The organism is Mycobacterium spongiae (assembly GCF_018278905.1).
GTDB lineage: Bacteria > Actinomycetota > Actinomycetes > Mycobacteriales > Mycobacteriaceae > Mycobacterium > Mycobacterium spongiae.
In genome coordinates this window covers 1,530,228-1,548,781 of the sequence record NZ_CP046600.1, presented here as the reverse complement: position 1 = coordinate 1,548,781, position 18,554 = coordinate 1,530,228, and the positions used below count along the sequence as shown (strand labels likewise).

The 18,554-nt window shown below is 67.8% G+C and carries 13 protein-coding genes and 1 other RNA gene; 3 read left to right on the top strand and 11 right to left on the bottom strand.

From position 1 onward, the window contains the following. Positions 1–244: 244 nt before the first annotated feature. From F6B93_RS06295 to prfB, 9 genes are all read right to left on the bottom strand, one after another. The gene (locus F6B93_RS06295) at positions 245–6,412 is read right to left on the bottom strand and encodes a PE family protein (protein ID WP_211698327.1); all 6,168 of its coding nucleotides are present in this window, start codon (positions 6,410–6,412) and stop codon (positions 245–247) included. 991 nt (positions 6,413–7,403) lie between these two features. Next, positions 7,404–7,771, bottom strand: a transfer-messenger RNA (tmRNA) gene (ssrA, locus tag F6B93_RS06290). Between the two features lie 92 nt (positions 7,772–7,863). Next, the gene (locus F6B93_RS06285; protein WP_211698326.1) at positions 7,864–8,709 is read right to left on the bottom strand and encodes a maleylpyruvate isomerase family mycothiol-dependent enzyme; all 846 of its coding nucleotides are present in this window, start codon (positions 8,707–8,709) and stop codon (positions 7,864–7,866) included. Between the two features lie 54 nt (positions 8,710–8,763). After that, positions 8,764–9,279 carry an SsrA-binding protein SmpB gene (gene smpB / locus F6B93_RS06280; protein WP_211698325.1) on the bottom strand — a complete coding sequence of 172 codons (516 nt, stop codon included), beginning with the start codon at positions 9,277–9,279 and terminating at the stop codon, positions 8,764–8,766. Positions 9,280–9,281: 2 nt separating this feature from the next. Continuing rightward, positions 9,282–10,175, bottom strand: coding sequence for a permease-like cell division protein FtsX (gene ftsX / locus F6B93_RS06275; protein ID WP_211698324.1), 894 nt, complete (start codon positions 10,173–10,175; stop codon positions 9,282–9,284). After that, on the bottom strand, positions 10,176–10,865 hold the full coding sequence (gene ftsE, locus F6B93_RS06270; protein ID WP_211699304.1) for a cell division ATP-binding protein FtsE: 690 nt from the start codon (positions 10,863–10,865) through the stop codon (positions 10,176–10,178). A gap of 65 nt (positions 10,866–10,930) precedes the next feature. Next, positions 10,931–11,359 (bottom strand): Rv3103c family proline-rich protein, encoded by a 429-nt coding sequence (locus tag F6B93_RS22730; protein ID WP_246541019.1) that lies wholly within the window; start codon positions 11,357–11,359, stop codon positions 10,931–10,933. Then, on the bottom strand, positions 11,356–12,342 hold the full coding sequence (locus tag F6B93_RS06260; RefSeq protein WP_211698322.1) for a mechanosensitive ion channel family protein: 987 nt from the start codon (positions 12,340–12,342) through the stop codon (positions 11,356–11,358). The genes F6B93_RS22730 and F6B93_RS06260 overlap by 4 nt, the downstream gene beginning before the upstream one ends. Further along, positions 12,332–13,447 (bottom strand): peptide chain release factor 2, encoded by a 1,116-nt coding sequence (gene prfB / locus F6B93_RS06255; protein WP_211698321.1) that lies wholly within the window; start codon positions 13,445–13,447, stop codon positions 12,332–12,334. Before prfB ends, F6B93_RS06260 begins: the two co-directional genes overlap by 11 nt. Before the next feature lie 114 nt (positions 13,448–13,561). Here prfB and F6B93_RS06250 point away from each other — a divergent pair, with 114 nt between their 5' ends. After that, positions 13,562–14,947 carry an FAD-dependent oxidoreductase gene (locus tag F6B93_RS06250; RefSeq protein ID WP_211698320.1) on the top strand — a complete coding sequence of 462 codons (1,386 nt, stop codon included), beginning with the start codon at positions 13,562–13,564 and terminating at the stop codon, positions 14,945–14,947. 4 nt (positions 14,948–14,951) lie between these two features. On the opposite strand, the gene F6B93_RS06245 is transcribed toward F6B93_RS06250, so the two are convergent. Continuing rightward, positions 14,952–16,541, bottom strand: coding sequence for an FAD-binding oxidoreductase (locus F6B93_RS06245; protein WP_211698319.1), 1,590 nt, complete (start codon positions 16,539–16,541; stop codon positions 14,952–14,954). A 10-nt stretch (positions 16,542–16,551) separates the two neighbouring features. Further along, entirely contained in the window at positions 16,552–16,755 is a 204-nt protein-coding gene (locus F6B93_RS06240; RefSeq protein WP_211698318.1) for a hypothetical protein, read from the bottom strand. Positions 16,756–16,974: 219 nt separating this feature from the next. Here F6B93_RS06240 and F6B93_RS06235 point away from each other — a divergent pair, with 219 nt between their 5' ends. Next, complete coding sequence (locus F6B93_RS06235) at positions 16,975–17,952, top strand: Acg family FMN-binding oxidoreductase (protein ID WP_246541018.1); 978 nt, start codon at positions 16,975–16,977, stop codon at positions 17,950–17,952. A gap of 148 nt (positions 17,953–18,100) precedes the next feature. Next, positions 18,101–18,529, top strand: a complete 429-nt coding sequence (locus F6B93_RS06230; protein WP_211698317.1) for a pyridoxamine 5'-phosphate oxidase family protein — start codon at positions 18,101–18,103, stop codon at positions 18,527–18,529. Positions 18,530–18,554: the final 25 nt, after the last annotated feature.

The window sequence follows — 18,554 nt, the reverse complement described above, 5'->3', positions numbered from 1 at the left end:
ATCGGCTTCATCCTCGCAGGCACCATCGCTCTGATCACCCGCGGCGTTAGGCGCTCACGCGCAAATAGATCGGACCATAGGTGGACCCGGCGCGGCGGCCAACCCGGCCACGAAGCATCCGCTTGCGGCGCAATGCCTACTACACCGCTTCCTGAATGGGCCTTCTGGGACGATGAGGGCGACGATCGCCGCGACAACGACAGAGTTTGGTGATACGTAAACGTCCGCGGAACCCACGGTGAGCCTATGGCGCAGGTGACCCAGCCTTACCGGAGAAACCGGCGACACCCGGGATTCCGCCGGGGGGCGGGGCGGTACCCCCGGCACCACCGAGACCCCCTTGACCGCCGACTGTGCCGCCGTTGGCGCCGTTGGCGCCGTTGCCGCCATTGCCACCGACGCTCCTGGTGCCGGCGCCGGCGTTGCCGCCGCTACCGCCGGTACCTCCGCCACCACCGGACCCGCCGAGGCCGGCACCGCCGGCTGCGCCGTTACCGCCTTTACCCCCGAGACTGTCTTGGGCTGCATTGTTGCCGGCGCCACCGCCACCGCCAGCGCCACCGGCACCACCGTTGGTGACGCCGGCGCCGCCGAGACCGCCGTTACCGCCGCGGCCACCGACACTGTTTCGCCCGGCTTGGTCGCCGCCGAGACCGCCGTCACCACCGGTACCACCGGTACCACCAGCCCCGGCGATGCCGGTGCCGGCCGTGGAGCTGCGACCGCCGGCGCCGCCGACACTGTCGCGGCCGGCGTTGTTGCCGCCATTACCTCCCGCACCGCCGTCACCACTGTCACCGCCGATGGTGGAGCCGGCACCGCCGAGACCGCCGTTGCCGCCGAAGCCACCGAAACTGTCGGTGGTCGCGGAGTTGCCGCCGACACCACCGGCACCACCGACACCGCCGCCACCGCCAGCCCCGGTGAGGCTGGTGCCACCGGTGCCGCCGACACCGCCTTTACCGCCGACACTGAAAGAGCCGGCGTCGTTGCCGCCATTACCGCCGACACCGCCGCCACCACCGGCACCACCAGGACCGCTGGTGCCATTGGCGCCGGCACCGCCGCTACCGCCGGCCGCGCCGACACTGAAGGTGGTGGCGCCATCACCACCGTTACCACCGGCACCACCGTTACCACCGGCACCACCGATCTCGACGGCGGTGCCGCCGACGCCGCCGTCACCACCGACGCCACCGCCACTGCTTCCACGGCTGTCATTGCCGCCGTGGCCACCAGCACCGCCGGCACCGCCGGCACCGCCAGCCCCAGCGTCGCTGTGACCGCCCGCCGCGCCGTCACCGCCGCGCCCACCGAGACTGTCAAGCCCGGCGGTGCTGCCGCCGTTACCGCCGGCACCGCCGGCGCCACCGGCACCACCGATCGCGGAGCTAGCGGCACCGACACCACCGCTACCGCCGTCGCCACCGTGACTGACAACGCCGGCGCCATCACCGCCGTTACCGCCGGCACCACCGTCACCGCCGGCGCCACCGATCACGGAGCCGGCACCACCGGCCACGCCGGTACCGCCGACGCCACCCCGACTGCTTTCCATGGCGCCGTTGCCGCCGTTACCACCATTGCCGCCGGCGCCACCGTCACCACCGTTGGTGACGCCAGCGCCGCCGAGACCGCCGTTACCGCCGCCGCCACCGACACTGTTTCGCCCGGCTTGGTCGCCACCGCGACCGCCACGACCACCGTCACCACCGTCACCGCCAGCCCCAGTGTCGCCGGTGCCGGCGCCCGCGGTGGAGCTGCGACCGCCGGCGCCGCCGACACTGTCGCGGCCGGCGTTGTTGCCGCCATTACCTCCGGCACCGCCGTCACCACTGTCCCCGCCGATGGTGGCGCCGGCACCGCCGAGACCGCCGTTGCCGCCGTTACCACCGAAACTGTCGGCAGTGGCGGAGTTGCCGCCGACACCACCGGCACCGCCGACACCGCCGCCACCGCCCGCCGCGGTGAGGCTGGTGCCGCCGGTGCCGCCGACACCGCCTTTACCGCCGACGCTGAAAGAGCCGGCGTCGTTGCCGCCGTTGCCACCGACACCGCCGCCACCACCGGCGCCACCAGGACCGCTGGTGCCATTGGCGCCGGCACCGCCGCTACCGCCGGCCGCGCCAACACTGAAGAGGCTGGCGCCATCACCGCCGTTACCACCGGCACCACCGTCACCGCCGGCAGCGGCGATCTCGGCGCCGCTGCCGCCGACGGCACCGTCACCACCGACGCCGCCGCTACTGCTTCCACGGCTGTCATTGCCGCCGTGGCCGCCGGCACCGCCGGCACCGCCGGTACCGCCAGCCCCAGCGGCGCTGTCACCGCCCGTGGCGCCGTCACCGCCGCGCCCACCGAGACTGTCGAGGCCGGCGGTGCTGCCGCCGTTACCGCCGGCACCGCCGCCACCACCGGCACCACCGATCGCGGAGCCAGCGGCACCGACACCACCGCTACCGCCGCCGCCGCCGTGACTGACAACGCCAGCGCCATCACCGCCGTTACCGCCGGCACCACCGTCACCGCCGGCACCACCGATCACGGAGCCGACACCACCGGCCACGCCGGCACCACCGACGCCACCCCGACTGCTTTCCATGGCGCCGTTGCCGCCGTTACCGCCGCTACCGCCGGCACCACCGTCACCACCCTTGACGAAGCCGGCGCCGCCGAGACCGCCGTTACCGCCGCCGCCACCGACACTGTTTCGCCCGGCTTGGTCGCCACCGCGACCGCCGCCACCGCCGTCACCACCGTCACCGCCAGCCCCAGTGGCGCCGGTGCCGGCGGTGGCGCTGCGACCGCCGGCGCCGCCGAAACTGTCGCGGCCGGCGTTGTTGCCGCCGTTACCGCCGGCACCGCCGTCACCACTGTCACCGCCGAAGGTGGCGCCGGCACCGCCGAGACCGCCGTTGCCGCCGTTACCACCGGAACTGTCGACGTTAGCGGAGTTGCCGCCGACACCACCGGCACCACCGACGCCGCCGTCACCGCCAGCCCCGGTGACGCTGGTGCCGCCGGTGGCGCCGAAGCCGCCGTCACCGCCGACACTATTGCCGGCGTTGTTGCCGCCATTACCACCGACACCGCCGCCACCACCGACGCCGCCAGTCCCGGTGTTGCTGTTGCCGCCGACACCACCGCCACCACCAGCACCACCGGCACTGGGCGAAAGGGTGTCGCCACCCCCGTGGCCGCCGTTACCGCCAACACCACCAGCACCACCAGTCCCGGTGTCGCTGCTACCGCCGACACCGCCGCGACCGCCGTCACCGCCGATAGTGGGCAGGCCGGCGAAGGGCGTCGCGGCGTGACCGCCATCGCCGCCGGCACCACCGGCACCACCAGTCCCGCTGGTGCTGTTGCCGCCGGCACCACCGTCGCCACCGACACCCGCCGTTGCGAAGCCGAAGGGGTTGGTGATGTTGGATGCGCCGACACCACCGGCACCCCCGGCTCCCCCGTTTCCGACCATCCCGCCGTTGCCGCCGTCGCCGCCGGCGCCACCTTTACCTTGCAGCGGGCCGGTACCGATGGCTGCGACGCCGGCTGCGCCGGCCCCGCCGGCCCCGCCGTCTCCGCCTGTGCTGGGGCTTGTGCCGGTCGCGCCTTGGGTGCCTGGGGTCGAGCCGCCACCTCCGGTCCCGCCAACGCCGCCGGCACCGGGGTTACCGCCGTTGCCGCCGTTACCGCCGGCACCGTTGTTCATGGTGATGCCGCCGTTAGCACCGTCCCCGCCGTCACCGGGGGCCCCACCGCGCCCACCGGCCCCGCCGTTGCCACCGGCGCCTTGGTTGCCGGCCTGACCAGATGCCGCTACCGCGGCCCCACCGGCCCCGCCAGCTCCGCCGTTGCCGCCGGCCCCGCCGTCACCGCCATGACCGCCGGCCCCACCGGCACCCTCGTTGACGGCGATGTCGCCGGGGGCTCCGGTGGCGCCCGCCCCGCCGACACCGCCCTTGCCGCCGTGCCCGCCGGCCCCGCCGGCACCGCCGTCACCGGCGTTGGCACCGCCAGCACCGCCAGCACCGCCGACTCCACCGGCCCCGCCGATCTCGCCGGTGGTGCCGTTGCCATCAGCCGCGGTACCACCGGCGGCGCCGGCGGCGCCGGCCCCGCCGGCGCCGCCCTTTCCGCCGTTGCCGAACAACCCGCCATCGCCGCCCTGGCCACCGGCCCCGCCGGCCTGACCCGCCACCGTCGCGTCCGCGCCGGCTCCACCGGCTCCACCGTCGGCGGTGCCGGTGGAGGCGATGCCGCTAGCACCGTCGCTACCCGCGGTCGAACCGGCACCACCGAGACCGCCCGCGCCGCCGGTGCCGGGATTGCCACCGTTGCCGCCGGCCCCGCCGGCACCGCTGTTCATGGTGATGTCGCCGTTAGCGCCCGCACCACCGGCACCGGGGGCCGCACCGTTGCCGCCGGCCCCACCGTTGCCGCCGGCGCCTTGGCTACCGGCCTGACCAGTTGCGGCTAACGCGGCCCCACCGGCACCTCCAGCTCCGCCGTTACCACCGGCCCCGCCGTTACCACCATGACCGCCGGCCTGACCGGCACCCTCGTTGACGGTGATGTTCCCGGCGGTTCCGGCGGCTCCGGCACCACCGGCACCGCCGTCGGCGCCGTGCCCGCCGGCCCCGCCGTCACCGCCGTCACCGGCGTTGGCGCCACCAGCACCGCCAGCACCGCCGGCCCCGCCGGCCCCGCCGTTCCGGCCGGTGGTGCCGTTGCCATCGGCGGCAGTGGTACCCGCGGCGCCAGCGACACCGTTGCCGCCTCGGCCGCCGTTGCCGCCGTTGCCGAACAACCCGCCGTCGCCGCCCCTACCACCGGCCCCGCCGGCCTGACCAGCCACCGCGGCATCCGCGCCGGCCCCGCCAGCGCCACCGTGACCGCCACCGCCAGCTACGCCGCTGGCGCCCTCGCTACCCTGCGTCGAACCGGCACCACCGGCCCCGCCCGCGCCGCCAGCACCGGAATTGCCGCCGTTGCCGCCGGCCCCGCCGGCTCCACCGTTGATCGTGATGTCGCCGACAGCGCCCGCCCCACCAGCACCGGCGGCCCCACCATTACCCCCGCCCCCGCCAGTGCCCCCCGCACCTTGGCCGCCTACAGGGCCCACAACGGCAGATCCGCCGCCCCCACCGACCCCACCAGCGCCACCCGCGCCACCAGCACCACCCGCACTACCGGCCTGGCCGGCACCATCGGCGACACCGGTCACCCCGGCGGCCCCATCGCCACCCACCCCGCCAACGCCACCCAAAGCACCAGAACCACCAGCACCACCAACACCGCCGGCCCCGACCAACCCACCAGCGCCACCAGTTCCACCAGCGCCACCAGCGCCACCAGCGCCACCAGCGCCACCAGCGATGCCGCTGCCGCCCGCGATGCCATCGCCGCCGATGCCACCATGCCCACCACCACCGCCAGTCCCACCAAAACCAAACAACGACCCGCCGGGCCCACCAACAGCCCCGGCCCCACCATCGCCACCATCGACACCACCACCAGTGCCAGCGCCGCCGCTGCCGCCGTGCCCACCAGCCCCACCGGCACCAAACAACCCCGGGCCAAACATCCCGATACCACCACCGACACCACCGCTACCGCCAACGCCACCGACACCGCCGCTGCCACCTGAACCGCCAGCGCCACCGTTGCCGACCAACCACCCACCGAACCCGCCAGCACCACCAACACCACCAGCCATCGCCGCAGCGCCCCCAGCCCCACCAACACCGCCAGCGCCACCAGCACCGAACAACCAGGCGCCGCCGCCAGCCCCACCAGCCAAACCGGCCCCGGTGGCGCCGGTCCCGGCGACTCCGCCGGCCCCGCCGTTGCCGTACCACAACCCGCCATTGCCGCCAGCGCCGCCCGACAAGCCAAAACCCACCCCGCTGCCGCCGGCCCCGCCGTTACCTATCAACCCGGCATCACCACCGCGCCCGCCCGCCCCGCCGGTCCCACCATTGCCGTACAGCAACCCGCCATCGCCGCCGGCCTGCCCCACCGCCGTTCCATTGGCGCCGTCACCGATCAACGCGCGTCCTAACAAGAACTGAGTGGGTGCGTTGATCACCCCAAGCACGGATTGCTCAAGACTCTGCAACGGCGAAGCATTAGCAGCCTCAGCCGTCGCGTACGCACCCCCAGCACCGTTCAACGTCTGCACGAACTGCTGATGAAACCCCGCCACCTGCGCGCTAAGCACCTGATAGTCCAGTCCATGCCCAGAAAACAGCGCCGCGATGGCCGCCGACACCTCATCGCCACCAGCCGCTAGCACCGCCGTTGTCGGAGCCGAAGCGGCCACATGGGCTACACCCAATGCCGAACCAATACCCTCAAGATCGGCCACCGCCGCCGCCAACGCCTGCGGGGACGCCACTACAAGAGACATTCCGGTCCTCCTACACATAGTTGTCGCAGCACGGGGAATCCCAAGACTCTTCGCTTGGACCCGGCCTGCGGGGAAAACCGAGAAGCCCCACGACACAGCCGTCCGCGGCAACAAATCGAAGTCCCGCTGGCCCCGTCGGCACCGTCACTGACGGCCCCAATGATCATCAGTTTTCCTTTGCTGGTTTGATCTCTATACGCTCCTCAAGAGACGTCAGCAGAGTATACAGCGAATGCCAATAGCTTGTTGACATTTGATAATACTCATCTAGCAAGCAACAATGCGCGGCCCACCCTAACCAAAATTCGTTGCATTGATGTTTGCTGAAAGCAAGCGGATAGCCCCGTGGCAATGCACGTGTATAACAAGCCCGCGCCCAATATCGGACCGCGTCGAAGCCGGTGCGCGCCCGCCGCTGACTGGTAGGCCACCCAGACACGCATGGCCACCCGCGCGGGCCAACACGATCGATCCGAGCCGCGTGGGACCGAGCCGCCCAACCCCAACCACGACGCATTCATCGGTCCTGACCGAGCCAGGATCGACCGCACCGATTGCAGTCCCTGTGGCGACGCCGCCACCCGCGACCGACGCGGGCAGCCGCCATTGACAACACAGTATGGAAGGAATGTCCGGCCGTGATGGACTCGCCCAGGTCCAACAACGCCGCACCCCGGAAAAGCGTTCGCTGGGCATCGGAGCTGGCCGCCCCGAGGGTGTGGGCGGACCCACGCTGCTAAGTGCTCAGCTGGCGGTTCGACTTTCCACGAGGCGGTCTGCGCAGGGCAGTTGTCGCACCCGAGACAGCCACGGCGGCGACACGCGTGGCCAAGCGGTCCCCCTCACCTACCCCACGGCATGTCGGGGCGGCCGGCGATCGCGACACGCCAGGATCTACGCCGACCGCGCACGCGGCGAGTTGCACGCCATTCTCGCCTTCAATGTGGCCCGTCACCGATCTTGATGTCGTCGGTGCGGGCGGTTGATCGCTCGGTGGAGCTGCCGGGAATCGAACCCGGGTCCTACGGCATTCCCTCAAGACTTCTCCGTGCGCAGTTCGCTATGCCTCTACTCGGATCTCCCGGTCACGCGAACTAGCCGAGATGACGATCCCAGTCGCTGTTGGTGTCCCGATGAGCCCCGCGACCGAACTCATCGGTGGATCCCTCTAGCTGATGCCAGGGTCCGGGTCGAGGGAGTTCCCGGTCTGACAGACTAGCCGTCGCTTAGGCAGCGAGAGCGTAGTCGCGCTGATGTGAATCGGCGCTTATATGGTTGCAGCGACGCTTACGGTGGTCTCTTGCCTGCACCGGCACGCTTCCCTTGATTCGATGCGCGAAGTCGAAACCGTTCAGCCCCTGTCTTGATTGTCTGCGCGTTCCCGCCGACCTTCGGCGGGACAATCTATGGTACGCCGCTACCAACCAGCGGCAACGGAATTATCTTCCCGATCAGATCACGAATTTCAGCCGCTCGACGATGTTGGCGGCCACGTCGTTGTCGCCGTCAAGGTCGATGTCCTGGGGGCGGGCCGGGCTCATTGGGCGTCCACCGGTGAGCCTCGTGAACTGAAGCCCGTCCAGGCGAATCGTCGCCGTCGGTTCTTGTCCGCCGAAGTCGTCGACAACCTGAGCCCGACCATCGACGCTAACCCGGATATCACACGCCACCGGGCCGGTCAGTTCGAACAGCACGCGCGAACCATCGGGCGCTTTGGCCAGCTTGCCGACGACGAAACCCATGCTGGACGAGATCTCGTCGAGCGCCAGACGCGACGCCGGTCCCGCGAGCTCATCGTCGGACGACGGGCGCGATAGCGCCGCACGAATGTCCTGCTCGTGCATCCAACAGTCGAAGGCGCGTATCCGCATGAACCGCCCATAGGTGTCGGGACCCGACGGCGTCGTGGTCGCCGCGTTCCATTCGTCATCAGTAAGGCTCGCGAGCGCCTTGCGCCTTTTGGCGGTGACTTCACGGAACCGCTGGAAGACCTCGCCGCCCGCTTCCTCACTCAAACGACGCACCCAGATCTCGTTCATCACGCCGATCGGGTTACGCACATGCGCGAGCGCCGAGACGTCGATGTCTGGCTCGGGTGCGGCGATGCCCAGCAGAAACGACTCAGTACCGACGATGTGCGACACCAGGGCCTGAACGTTCCACCCGGGCAGCGGACTGGGGGCCTGCCAGTCCGTCGCCGATAGCTCAGCAAGCAACGCATCGAGGGCGTCCCACACAGCAAAAAGCCCCGCTAGTACGTCGGATTTGTCCAGCACGGTGAGGGGACGATTGGCCATGGTGGGATCCTAGGCCCGTCGGCGCGCGCAGCCGTGGGCGACCCTGGGACGAGATCAGGTCATGCCCTTGGCGCGCCGCCCCAGCTCGCGCAGCACTTCACGCTGGGCATCGCGGCGAGCCATGTCCTGGCGCTTGTCGCGTGCCTGTTTGCCTCGTGCCAGCGCGAGTTCAACTTTGACCCGGCCGTTAGCGAAATACAGCGACAACGGCACCAGGGCGAAGTTTCCGTCGCGGATCTTGCCAATCAGGGTGTCGATCTGGCGACGGTGCAACAGCAGTTTCCGATTGCGTCGAGGTTCATGGTTGGTCCAGCTGCCGTGCTGATATTCGGGGATGTGCACGTTGCGCAACCACACTTCACCGTCGTCGACGGTGGCGAAGGAATCAGCCAACGACGCATGCCCCTCGCGCAGGCTCTTCACCTCGGTGCCTTGCAGCGCTACCCCGGCTTCGAACACTTCGATGATCGAATAATTGTGCCGGGCTTTGCGATTGGTTGCGACGATCTTTCTGCCGCCTTTGCCGCCGACCGCAGCTGCCCCGCCGCGCGACGGCGGTTTCTTGGACATGGCTATCGCCGCACGTAGATGCGCAACGTTCCGTAGGCCGTCAACCCGGCCATCGCCACACCCAACAACAGCAGCCACGGCGCGATGTAAAGGATGTCGGCGTAGTCAACTTTGGCGATCAGGTGAGCTTGGTAGAACTGGTTCAACGCGTTTTCCAGGAACATCGCCCGCACCGCAATCAAGCCGAGAACGGCGATGCCGACACCGACAGCCGCGGCCAGCATCGCCTCCACGAGGAAGGGCAGCTGGGTATACCAGCGGCTGGCGCCGACCAAGCGCATAATGCCGATCTCGGTGCGCCGCGTGTACGCCGCAACTTGGACCATGTTGGCAATAAGCAGGACCGCCCCAACCGCTTGAACCAAAGCGACCGCGAACGCGGCATTACTCAGGCCGTTCAGTATGGCGAAGAGGCGGTCGATCAGGTCTTTCTCGTTGAGCAGGCTGCGCACCCCGGGCTGGCCGCGCATGGCGTCGTCGAATTCCGTGTGCTGCTCGGGGTTGTTCAGCTTCACAATGAACGACGCCGGGAAAGAATCCTTACCGGCGACGTCCTTGAACTCCGGGAACTTGCGGATCGCGTCTTGGTAGGCGTCCTCGCGATTGACGAAGCGCACCGACTTGACGTCTTGTCGCGCCTCGATCTTGTCTCGAAGCGCCTTGCACGGATTGGCGTCACACGAGACGTCGTTCGCCGAAATGTCGTCGGTAAGGAAAACCTGCGTCTCGACCCGGTCCAGGTAGATGTCGCGGGAATTGTCGGCCAACCGGACGACCAACAGACCACCACCGAATAGGCCGATAGAGATCGCCGTCGTCAGGACCATCGCAATCGTCATGGTGACGTTGCGACGCAGGCCGGTCAGGACCTCGTTGAGGAGAAAGCCAAAGCGCACTTAGCGATCCATCCCGTAGACGCCACGCTGTTCGTCTCGAACCAGCCGGCCAAGTGACAGTTCGACCACCCGCTGCCGCATCGCGTCGACGATGTGGTGGTCGTGAGTGGCCATCAGCACCGTGGTCCCGGTGCGGTTGATCCGCTCCAACAAATCCATGATGTCCTTACTGGTATCTGGGTCAAGATTGCCGGTGGGCTCGTCGGCCAGCAGAACCAGGGGCCGGTTGACGAACGCGCGGGCGATCGCGACTCGCTGCTGCTCGCCGCCCGATAGCTCGTGCGGCAGCCGGTTGGCCTTGCCGGACAGCCCCACGGTTTCCAGCACATCGGGGACAACCCGATTGATCGCATCCCTGCGTCTTCCGATGACCTCCAGAGCGAAGGCGACGTTCTCGTACACCGTCTTTTGCTGCAGCAACCGGAAATCCTGGAAAACGCAGCCGATCACCTGACGCAGACGAGGTACATGCCGACCGCGCAGTTTGTTGACATGAAACTTCGACACCCGGATATCGCCTGCTGACGGGCTCTCTGCCGCGAGCAGCAGCCGCATGAACGTCGACTTGCCCGAGCCCGACGGCCCGATGAGGAAGACGAACTCACCCTTGTCGATCTTCACGTTGACGTCATCCAACGCTGGACGCGCCGACGCTTTGTACTGCTTGCTGACATGGTCCAGGGTGATCATCACGGCTCGCCAGTGTAGCCGTGAGTGTCGCCAGCGGGTGAGATTCAACCCGCAGGCGGCTCGGATTAAGGGGTGGCGCTTGGTGGCGGCCCCGGCTCGGGGGGTGGTGCCGGCGCTGGTGGACTCGGGGTGTCCGGGCCGAACGGCGGGGGCAACTCAAACGGCAACGGCGGGAGCGTCGGAGTTTCCGGGGGCGTGCTCGGCTCGCTGGTCGGCGGCACCGTGGTCGTGGGTGGTCGCGGCTGGACTCTGGTGCGCGGCACCCAGGTGTAGTTGGGGTCGGGGACAAATCCCGGCGGCACCACCTGGGTCGGCGCGCCACCATCGGCCGGGTCTTGCGGCCCATAGGTGTCGTAGACCCACCAGACGGCAAGAAACGCCCCGATCAACACCAGCGTCGACACCCGAACCCGGCCGCCGAACACGTGGCCGGGCCGGCGCGTCGTCTGGTCATCACCCCGCTGCCAGAAGCCGCGACTGAACCGCAGTTTCATCGCTGCCGCTCCGGATCCCGGGTTTCGTCGCTTCCGGCGCTCGCCGGCGCCCGAACGACGAGCGCCCCGTCCTTAGGCGGTGCGTCGGTGGCGGCAACGAGACCCGCGCGAGCGAGCGCCCGAAGCACATGTACGCGCAATTGCCGACCCGCCTCGAACTGTTTGCCGGGCAACGTGTGGGCCACCAGCCGGAGGGTGACGGTGTCGACCGCGATGCTCTCCACCCCCATCACGGTGGGCGCATCCAGCAGCAACTTCCCCAGGACGTCGTCGTCGCGCACGAGCTCGCACTCCTGATGCAGGACTTCGTTGACCTGGCCGAGGTCGGCGCTGGTCGGAACGGGGATGTCCACAACCGCGCGCGCCCAGTCCTTCGACAGGTTGATCGACTTGACGATGTTGCCGTTAGGGACGGTGAAAACCTCGCCGTCGCTCGAGCGCAGCTTGGTCACCCGCAGCGTGACCTCCTCGACCGTGCCGGCCGCGTTTTCCGGCGACCCCAGCATGCTGAGTTCGACGAGATCCCCGAACCCGTACTGCCTCTCGACAATGATGAAGAACCCGGCAAGCAGGTCCTGGACCAGCCGCTGGCCACCGAAGCCGAGCGCGGCGCCCAGCACCGCCGCCGGCCCCACCAGCGAGCCCACCGGAACCGGCAAGATGTCGATGATCTCGTAGGCGACGACGACATAAATGAGGACGATCGACACCCAGGAGATCACCGACGCCACTGCTTGGCGGTGCTTGGTCTCCTCGGAGCGCACCAACGAGTCACTGGCGGCGAACCCCAGATCGAGGCGCTGGGTCACCTGGGTGGCGACCCAGGTTACGAAACGTGCCGCTAGCACGGCCACGATCAGCAGCATGACGATCCGCAGACCCTTGTTCAGGATCCATGCGCCAATCTCGCCGGTCCAGAACTCGTGCCAGCGCTGCGTCGGCGAGGCTGTAGCCATCGCAAGGATGAAGGTGCTAGTCGTCATCTCGTTGGTTGCGCCACCGGATCCCCGCTTCCAGGAATCCGTCGAGGTCTCCGTCCAAGACGGCCGCCGGATTGCCCACTTCGTGCTCGGTGCGCAGATCCTTGACCATCTGATAGGGGTGCAAGACGTAGGAGCGCATCTGGTTACCCCAGGAGCTGCCGCCATCCCCCTTCAACGCGTCCAGCTCGGCGCGTTCCTCTAAACGCTTACGTTCCAACAACTTTGCTTGAAGCACGCGCATCGCTGCAACCTTGTTCTGCAACTGCGACTTCTCGTTCTGGCAGGTGACCACGATGCCGGTCGGGACATGGGTAAGCCGCACCGCGGAGTCGGTGGTGTTGACGGACTGCCCGCCGGGTCCGCTGGACCGGTAGACGTCGACGCGAACGTCACCTTCTGGGATGTCGATGTGGTCGGTGGTCTCCACTACGGGAAGCACCTCGACTTCGGCAAACGACGTCTGACGACGGCTCTGGTTGTCGAACGGGCTGATCCGCACCAACCGGTGAGTGCCCTGTTCGACCGACAATGTGCCGTAGGCGAAGGGCGCGTGCACCGCGAATGTCGCACTCTTGATCCCGGCTTCTTCTGCGTAGGACGTGTCGAACACTTCGACCTGGTACTTGTGCTGCTCAGCCCAGCGGACGTACATCCGCAGCAGCATTTCGGCCCAATCGGCGGCATCCACCCCGCCGGCGCCGGAGCGGATTGTGACCAACGCCTCACGTTCGTCGTAGTCGCCGGACAGCAGCGTGCGCACCTCAGCGGCCTCAATCTCGGCACGCAGCTCGGTCAGTTCCGCGTCCGCCTCGGCCAGCGCATCGGCCGCGGCCGGGCCTTCCTCCTCATCAGCAAGCTCGTAGAGGACCGGCAAGTCGTCCAGCCGTCGCCGCAGCTCCTCAACGCGCCGCAGTTCCCCCTGAGTGTGCGACAGCTCACTGGTCACCCGCTGCGCGCGGGCCTGGTCATCCCACAGATGCGGATCGGACGCCTCGTGCTCGAGCTTCTCGATGCGGCCGCGCAACCCGTCGATGTCGAGCACCCGCTCCACCGTGGTGAGGGTGGAGTCGAGTGCCGCGATGTCGGCTTGGCGATCAGGTTCCACAAGCGCCAACGTTACCGGCATCAGCGTCTAGCATCAGGAGACCATCATGTGCATCGCGCGACTGCGACGTGACAGCCCTTTGCGCGCAGCCGGGCACGAACAGAAGGCTCGAGTATGCGTTCGCACCACCCTTATCACGTCGCTGTCGTCGGCTCCGGGCCGTCAGGGTTCTTCGCCGCGGCATCGTTGCTCAAAGCGGCCGACGCGTCCGGCGAGATCGACGTGGCCGTCGACATGTTGGAGATGTTGCCGACTCCGTGGGGGTTGGTGCGGTCGGGCGTCGCCCCCGACCATCCCAAAATCAAGTCCATCAGCAAACAATTCGAACGAACCGCCGAGGACCCCCGCTTCCGCTTCTTCGGCAACGTGATCGTCGGTGACCACGTCCAGGCCGCCGAGCTCGCCGAGCGCTACCACGCGGTGATCTACGCCGTCGGCGCCCAGTCCGATCGCGCTTTGAACATTCCCGGTGAGAACCTGCCGGGAAGCATTGCCGCGGTCGATTTCGTCGGCTGGTACAACGCGCATCCCAACTTCGAGCAGGTATCCCCCGATCTGTCCGGGGCGCGCGCTGTCGTTATCGGCAACGGCAACGTCGCACTCGACGTCGCCCGCATTCTGATCACCGACCCAGGCGTGCTGGCAGGTACCGATATCGCCGATCACGCGTTGGACTTGCTGCGACCGTGCAGTGTGGAAGAGGTCGTGATCCTCGGTCGACGGGGACCGCTGCAGGCCGCATTCACCACTCTGGAGCTGCGCGAGCTGGCCGACCTCGAAGGGGTTGACGTCGTGATCGACCCGGCGCAGATGGAGGGCATTACCGACGAGGACGCGGCCGCGGTGGGCAAGACCTGCCGGCAGAACATCAAGGTGCTGCGGGGCTATGCCGGCGGCGAGCTCCGACCCGGACACCGCCGTATGGTGTTCCGGTTCATGACATCCCCGATCGAAATCAAGGGCGACGAACGTGTCGAGAGCATCGTTTTGGGCCGCAACGAGCTGGTCACCGACGCCACTGGGCGGGTATCAGCCAAGGACACCGGCGAACGCGAGGAACTGCCGGTGCAGCTGGTGGTGCGCTCCGTCGGCTACCGCGGGCTGCCCACGCCTGGGCTACCGTTCGACGACCGGAGCGGCACGATCCCCAACACCGGCGGCCGGGTCGACGGCAGCCGCAATGAGTACGTGGTCGGCTGGATCAAGCGCGGACCGACCGGGGTGATCGGAACCAACAAGAAGGACTCCCAGGACACGGTCGACACCCTGCTTCATGATCTTGCGCGCGCCACGGCGAACCCCCCAGCGGACGGACCGGATTTCCCTGAAGACCATGGCGACAAGCTGGCCGAATGGCTGGCCACACGACAGCCGAAACTGGTCACGTCCGAACACTGGGAGATCATCGATCGCTTTGAGCGCGCAGCCGGCGAACCGCATGGACGTCCCCGCGTCAAATTGCCGAGCCTGGCCGAGCTGCTACGCATCGGGCACGCCTGATCAGCTATCCCAACAACACCCCGGGGTTGAGGACCCCAGCCGGGTCGAGCGCGGACTTGGCCGCGCGCAACGCCGCCGCGAACGCATCGGGGCGCTGGCGGTCGTACCACGGACGGTGGTCGCGGCCGACAGCATGATGGTGGGTGATGGTGCCCCCGGTGGCGCTGATCGCATCGGACACAGCGGCCTTGATCTCATCCCACTGCGTGTCCAGCGATCCCCAGCGCCCGCCGCCGTAGATCCCGTAGTAGGGGGCCGGGCCATCGGGATAGACGTGGGTGAACCGACAGGTCACTGCGCCGGTTCCGCAGATCCGTTCGATCGCCGCCCGGGCGGCCTCGGTCACTGCGGTGTGCAACGCGTCGAATCCGTCCCAGGTGCACGCCGTCTCGAACGTCTCGGCGATCACGCCGCGGCGGACCAACGCGTCCCGCTGGTACGGCATGCGCAAGAACGCTGAGCGCCAATTTCCCGCAGGATCAGCGGCATCGTCCTTCCGTCCACTGGCCTCGGTCTCCCGCTCGCGCCGCGATGTCACGACACCACCGTGATCGGAAGCGATCTCCACCGCCCGGTTGAGCCACGCGTCGACCGGGTGGTCCGCTGATTCGAATGCCAGCACCAGCAGCCCGCCACCGACCGACGCGCCGGCATTGAGGAATGCCTCGGCAGGATCCAGCAGCCGGCAGTTTGCCGGATACAGGCCGGCTTGGGCGATCGTTCGAGTCGCGACAACTGCCGCTGGCCAGTCCTCGAACGCGATCGACACCGTGACTTGCCAACGCGGACGGTGCTGTAACCGCATCCACGCCTCGGTGATGATGCCGAGCGTCCCCTCCGAACCCAGGAATAGGCGGTCCGGGGACGGCCCGGCACCCGAGCCGGGCAGCCGCCGGGACTCGCTCACCCCGGCAGGAGTGACCACCCGCAACGATTCCGTCAATTCGTCGATATGGGTGTAGAGCGTTGCGTAGTGCCCGCCCGACCGGGTCGCCAGCCACCCTCCGAGAGTCGAGAAGCCGAAGGACTGCGGAAAATGCCGCAGCGTCAGACCGGATGGACGCAACTGGTCCTCGACCGACGGTCCGAGGACGCCTGCCTGGATTCGCGCAGCCCGGCTAACCTCATCGATCTCGAGCACCGCACTCATCGCGGTGAGGTCCACAGTGACCACTGGCCCGTCAAAGCGCGGCTCGACACCACCGACAACCGAGCTGCCACCGCCATAGGGGATGACCGGGATTTGCTCCCGCGCACACCAATCGAGCAGGTCCACCACGTCCTGCTCACGGCGCGGTCGTGCGATCAGGTCCGGCACGTGGTCAAGTCGACCCGTCAAGTTGCGTGCGACGTCACGAAACGCCTTGCCACGCGCGTGACCGGCACGATCGACGGGGTCAGCGGAGCAAAGCGCGGCCAGCGACGTCGGTGGGTTGATCCGTGGAGCCGCCAATCCGAGCGCTGCGGGATCGGGTGGCTGGTGATCGGTCAGGTCATGGCCCGGCATCAGCGCAGCAAGCCGCGACACGAGGGCGTGCGTCTCCTGCTCGGACAACGCCTCTTCTACCGCACCCCAACCCCACCACGAACGCATGCTGACCGGGTCACCGTGTGCGGATGACGAGGGCTCCGCCCACGACGAAGAACACGACGGCTGCCGCGATAGCCCAGCCGGCACCCGCGAACCACCAGACCAGACACAACAACGCCAGCACCGGGGACAACGCGAACAACACCAACACGGGATGCTGCTTGATCACTTCGAACGCGCTCGTCGCCCGGACCCGATCGATTTCCTTGCCTGCCATCGGTTCAGGATGCCAGACCACAGCGCAGGTAGCGCCCTTGCCCTCGGCAGCAGCCGCAGCGATCTCGTCGCAACCGCCAACAAACCCGATGGGGCATTTCGTCCGCCCAGCGGCGAGAGGTCCGGCGCGAGCCCTTGAAACTCAAGTAACGCAGGAAATTTGCGCCGAGAGGACGTATGGCTCTACTAGCCCAACCTGATTCGTCCTAGCGTTGAACCGGTGGACATTGATCTTCTCCAGAAGGCGGTCCTGCTGGCCTGCCGGGCCCCGTCTGTGCACAATTCCCAGCCCTGGCGGTGGGTAGTCGAGCCCGGCCCCACCGACATCACCATTCGGCTGTTCGTCGATCGCCATCGGATGGTCCCGGCCACCGACCGTTCCGGCCGGCAAACGCTCATCAGTTGTGGCGCCGTACTCGATCACTTCCGCATCGCCATGGCGGCCGCGCGGTGGCAAGCGAACATCGCCCGGTTCCCCGTTCCCAACGAACCAGACCAGCTAGCTGTAGTCGATTTCGAACCCGCCGATCACCTCACCCGGGCAGAGCGAGACCGTGCACACGCGATCCTGCATCGCAGAACGGATCGACTTCCGTTCGACCGGCCGCGCAACTGGCAGCTATTCGCGCCCTCGCTGGTCAGTACGTTTGACGATGGAGCCCTCAACATCGACGTCTTGTCCGATGAGCAACGACCGCTCCTGGCGGAGGCATCGCGGGTCTCCGAAGCCCTTCGGCGCGAAGACGCGTCCTATTGTGCCGAAATCCAATGGTGGACTTCACCATTCACATTGGACGAGGGCGTGCCGGCGAGCGCTCTGGCATCGGATACCGAGCGCCTCCGGGTCGACGTGCGCCGCGAGTTCCCGGTACGGGGTCACCAGAACCGGCGCGCGGAGGTCACGGCGGACCAGTCGAAAATCCTTGTGCTGTCGACGCCCGAGGACACGGCGGCCGATGTACTGAGGTGTGGCGAAGCATTGTCGACAGTCCTGCTCGACTGCACCACAGCCGGCATGGCCACCTGCACGCTAACCCATCTCATCGAATCGGACGACGGCCGAGATATCCTGCGCGGCCTCATCGGCCACCGCGGCGAACCGCAAGTGCTGCTCCGCGTAGGGACATCCCCCGCCATGGAACACCTTCCCCCTCCGACGCCTCGGCGACCGCTGGCCGACGTGGTGGAGATCCGCTAGGCATCGCAGAGCAACTGGACCCGGACGTGAGGGTCTTTTGTCTCTATCGACGCCTGCTGGCGCTGCGACAGCCTGTAGTGACCAGCGGCTTGACGCAGCCAAACTCCGCCCCACCGACGAATACAAGCACTCCAGAAAGGCCAAGTCCATGACCGATGAGCCAATCACCATTCTGTCGCAAGACGAGAGCTGGGATCGGCTGGCCAGCGTCACTTTGGGCCGACTTGTCACTTGCATTGCCGGTCAGCCCGAGATCTTTCCGGTCAACTTCGTGGTCCAAGAGCGGACTGTCCTCTTTCGCACCGCCGAAGGTTCCAAATTGTTCGGCGCCGTGGCCAGTAGCCACGTCGCGTTCGAGGCCGACCACTACAACGTCACTGAGGGCTGGAGTGTGATCGTCAAGGGTCGCTGCCGCATGCTCGCGACCAGCGCCGAGATCGAAAAAGCCGATCGGGCACCACTACAACCGTGGATCCCGACTCTCAAACTTCACTATGTGCGGGTGATGCCCACCGAAATTACCGGCCGCCATTTCGAGTTCGGTCCCGAGCCGGATCGGCTCTCGAGTTTTGCCTAGGATTTTACCTAGGACCACCGAGCTT

Coding starts and splice junctions, on each gene's coding strand:
- smpB (WP_211698325.1), bottom strand. CDS start 9,279: ATGTCCAAGAAACCGCCGTCGCGCGGCGGGGCAGCTGCGGTCGGCGGC.
- F6B93_RS06245 (WP_211698319.1), bottom strand. CDS start 16,541: ATGCGTTCGTGGTGGGGTTGGGGTGCGGTAGAAGAGGCGTTGTCCGAG.
- F6B93_RS22730 (WP_246541019.1), bottom strand. CDS start 11,359: ATGAAACTGCGGTTCAGTCGCGGCTTCTGGCAGCGGGGTGATGACCAG.
- ftsE (WP_211699304.1), bottom strand. CDS start 10,865: ATGATCACCCTGGACCATGTCAGCAAGCAGTACAAAGCGTCGGCGCGT.
- F6B93_RS06250 (WP_211698320.1), top strand. CDS start 13,562: ATGCGTTCGCACCACCCTTATCACGTCGCTGTCGTCGGCTCCGGGCCG.
- F6B93_RS06260 (WP_211698322.1), bottom strand. CDS start 12,342: ATGACGACTAGCACCTTCATCCTTGCGATGGCTACAGCCTCGCCGACG.
- F6B93_RS06285 (WP_211698326.1), bottom strand. CDS start 8,709: ATGGCCAATCGTCCCCTCACCGTGCTGGACAAATCCGACGTACTAGCG.
- F6B93_RS06295 (WP_211698327.1), bottom strand. CDS start 6,412: ATGTCTCTTGTAGTGGCGTCCCCGCAGGCGTTGGCGGCGGCGGTGGCC.
- F6B93_RS06230 (WP_211698317.1), top strand. CDS start 18,101: ATGACCGATGAGCCAATCACCATTCTGTCGCAAGACGAGAGCTGGGAT.
- F6B93_RS06240 (WP_211698318.1), bottom strand. CDS start 16,755: ATGGCAGGCAAGGAAATCGATCGGGTCCGGGCGACGAGCGCGTTCGAA.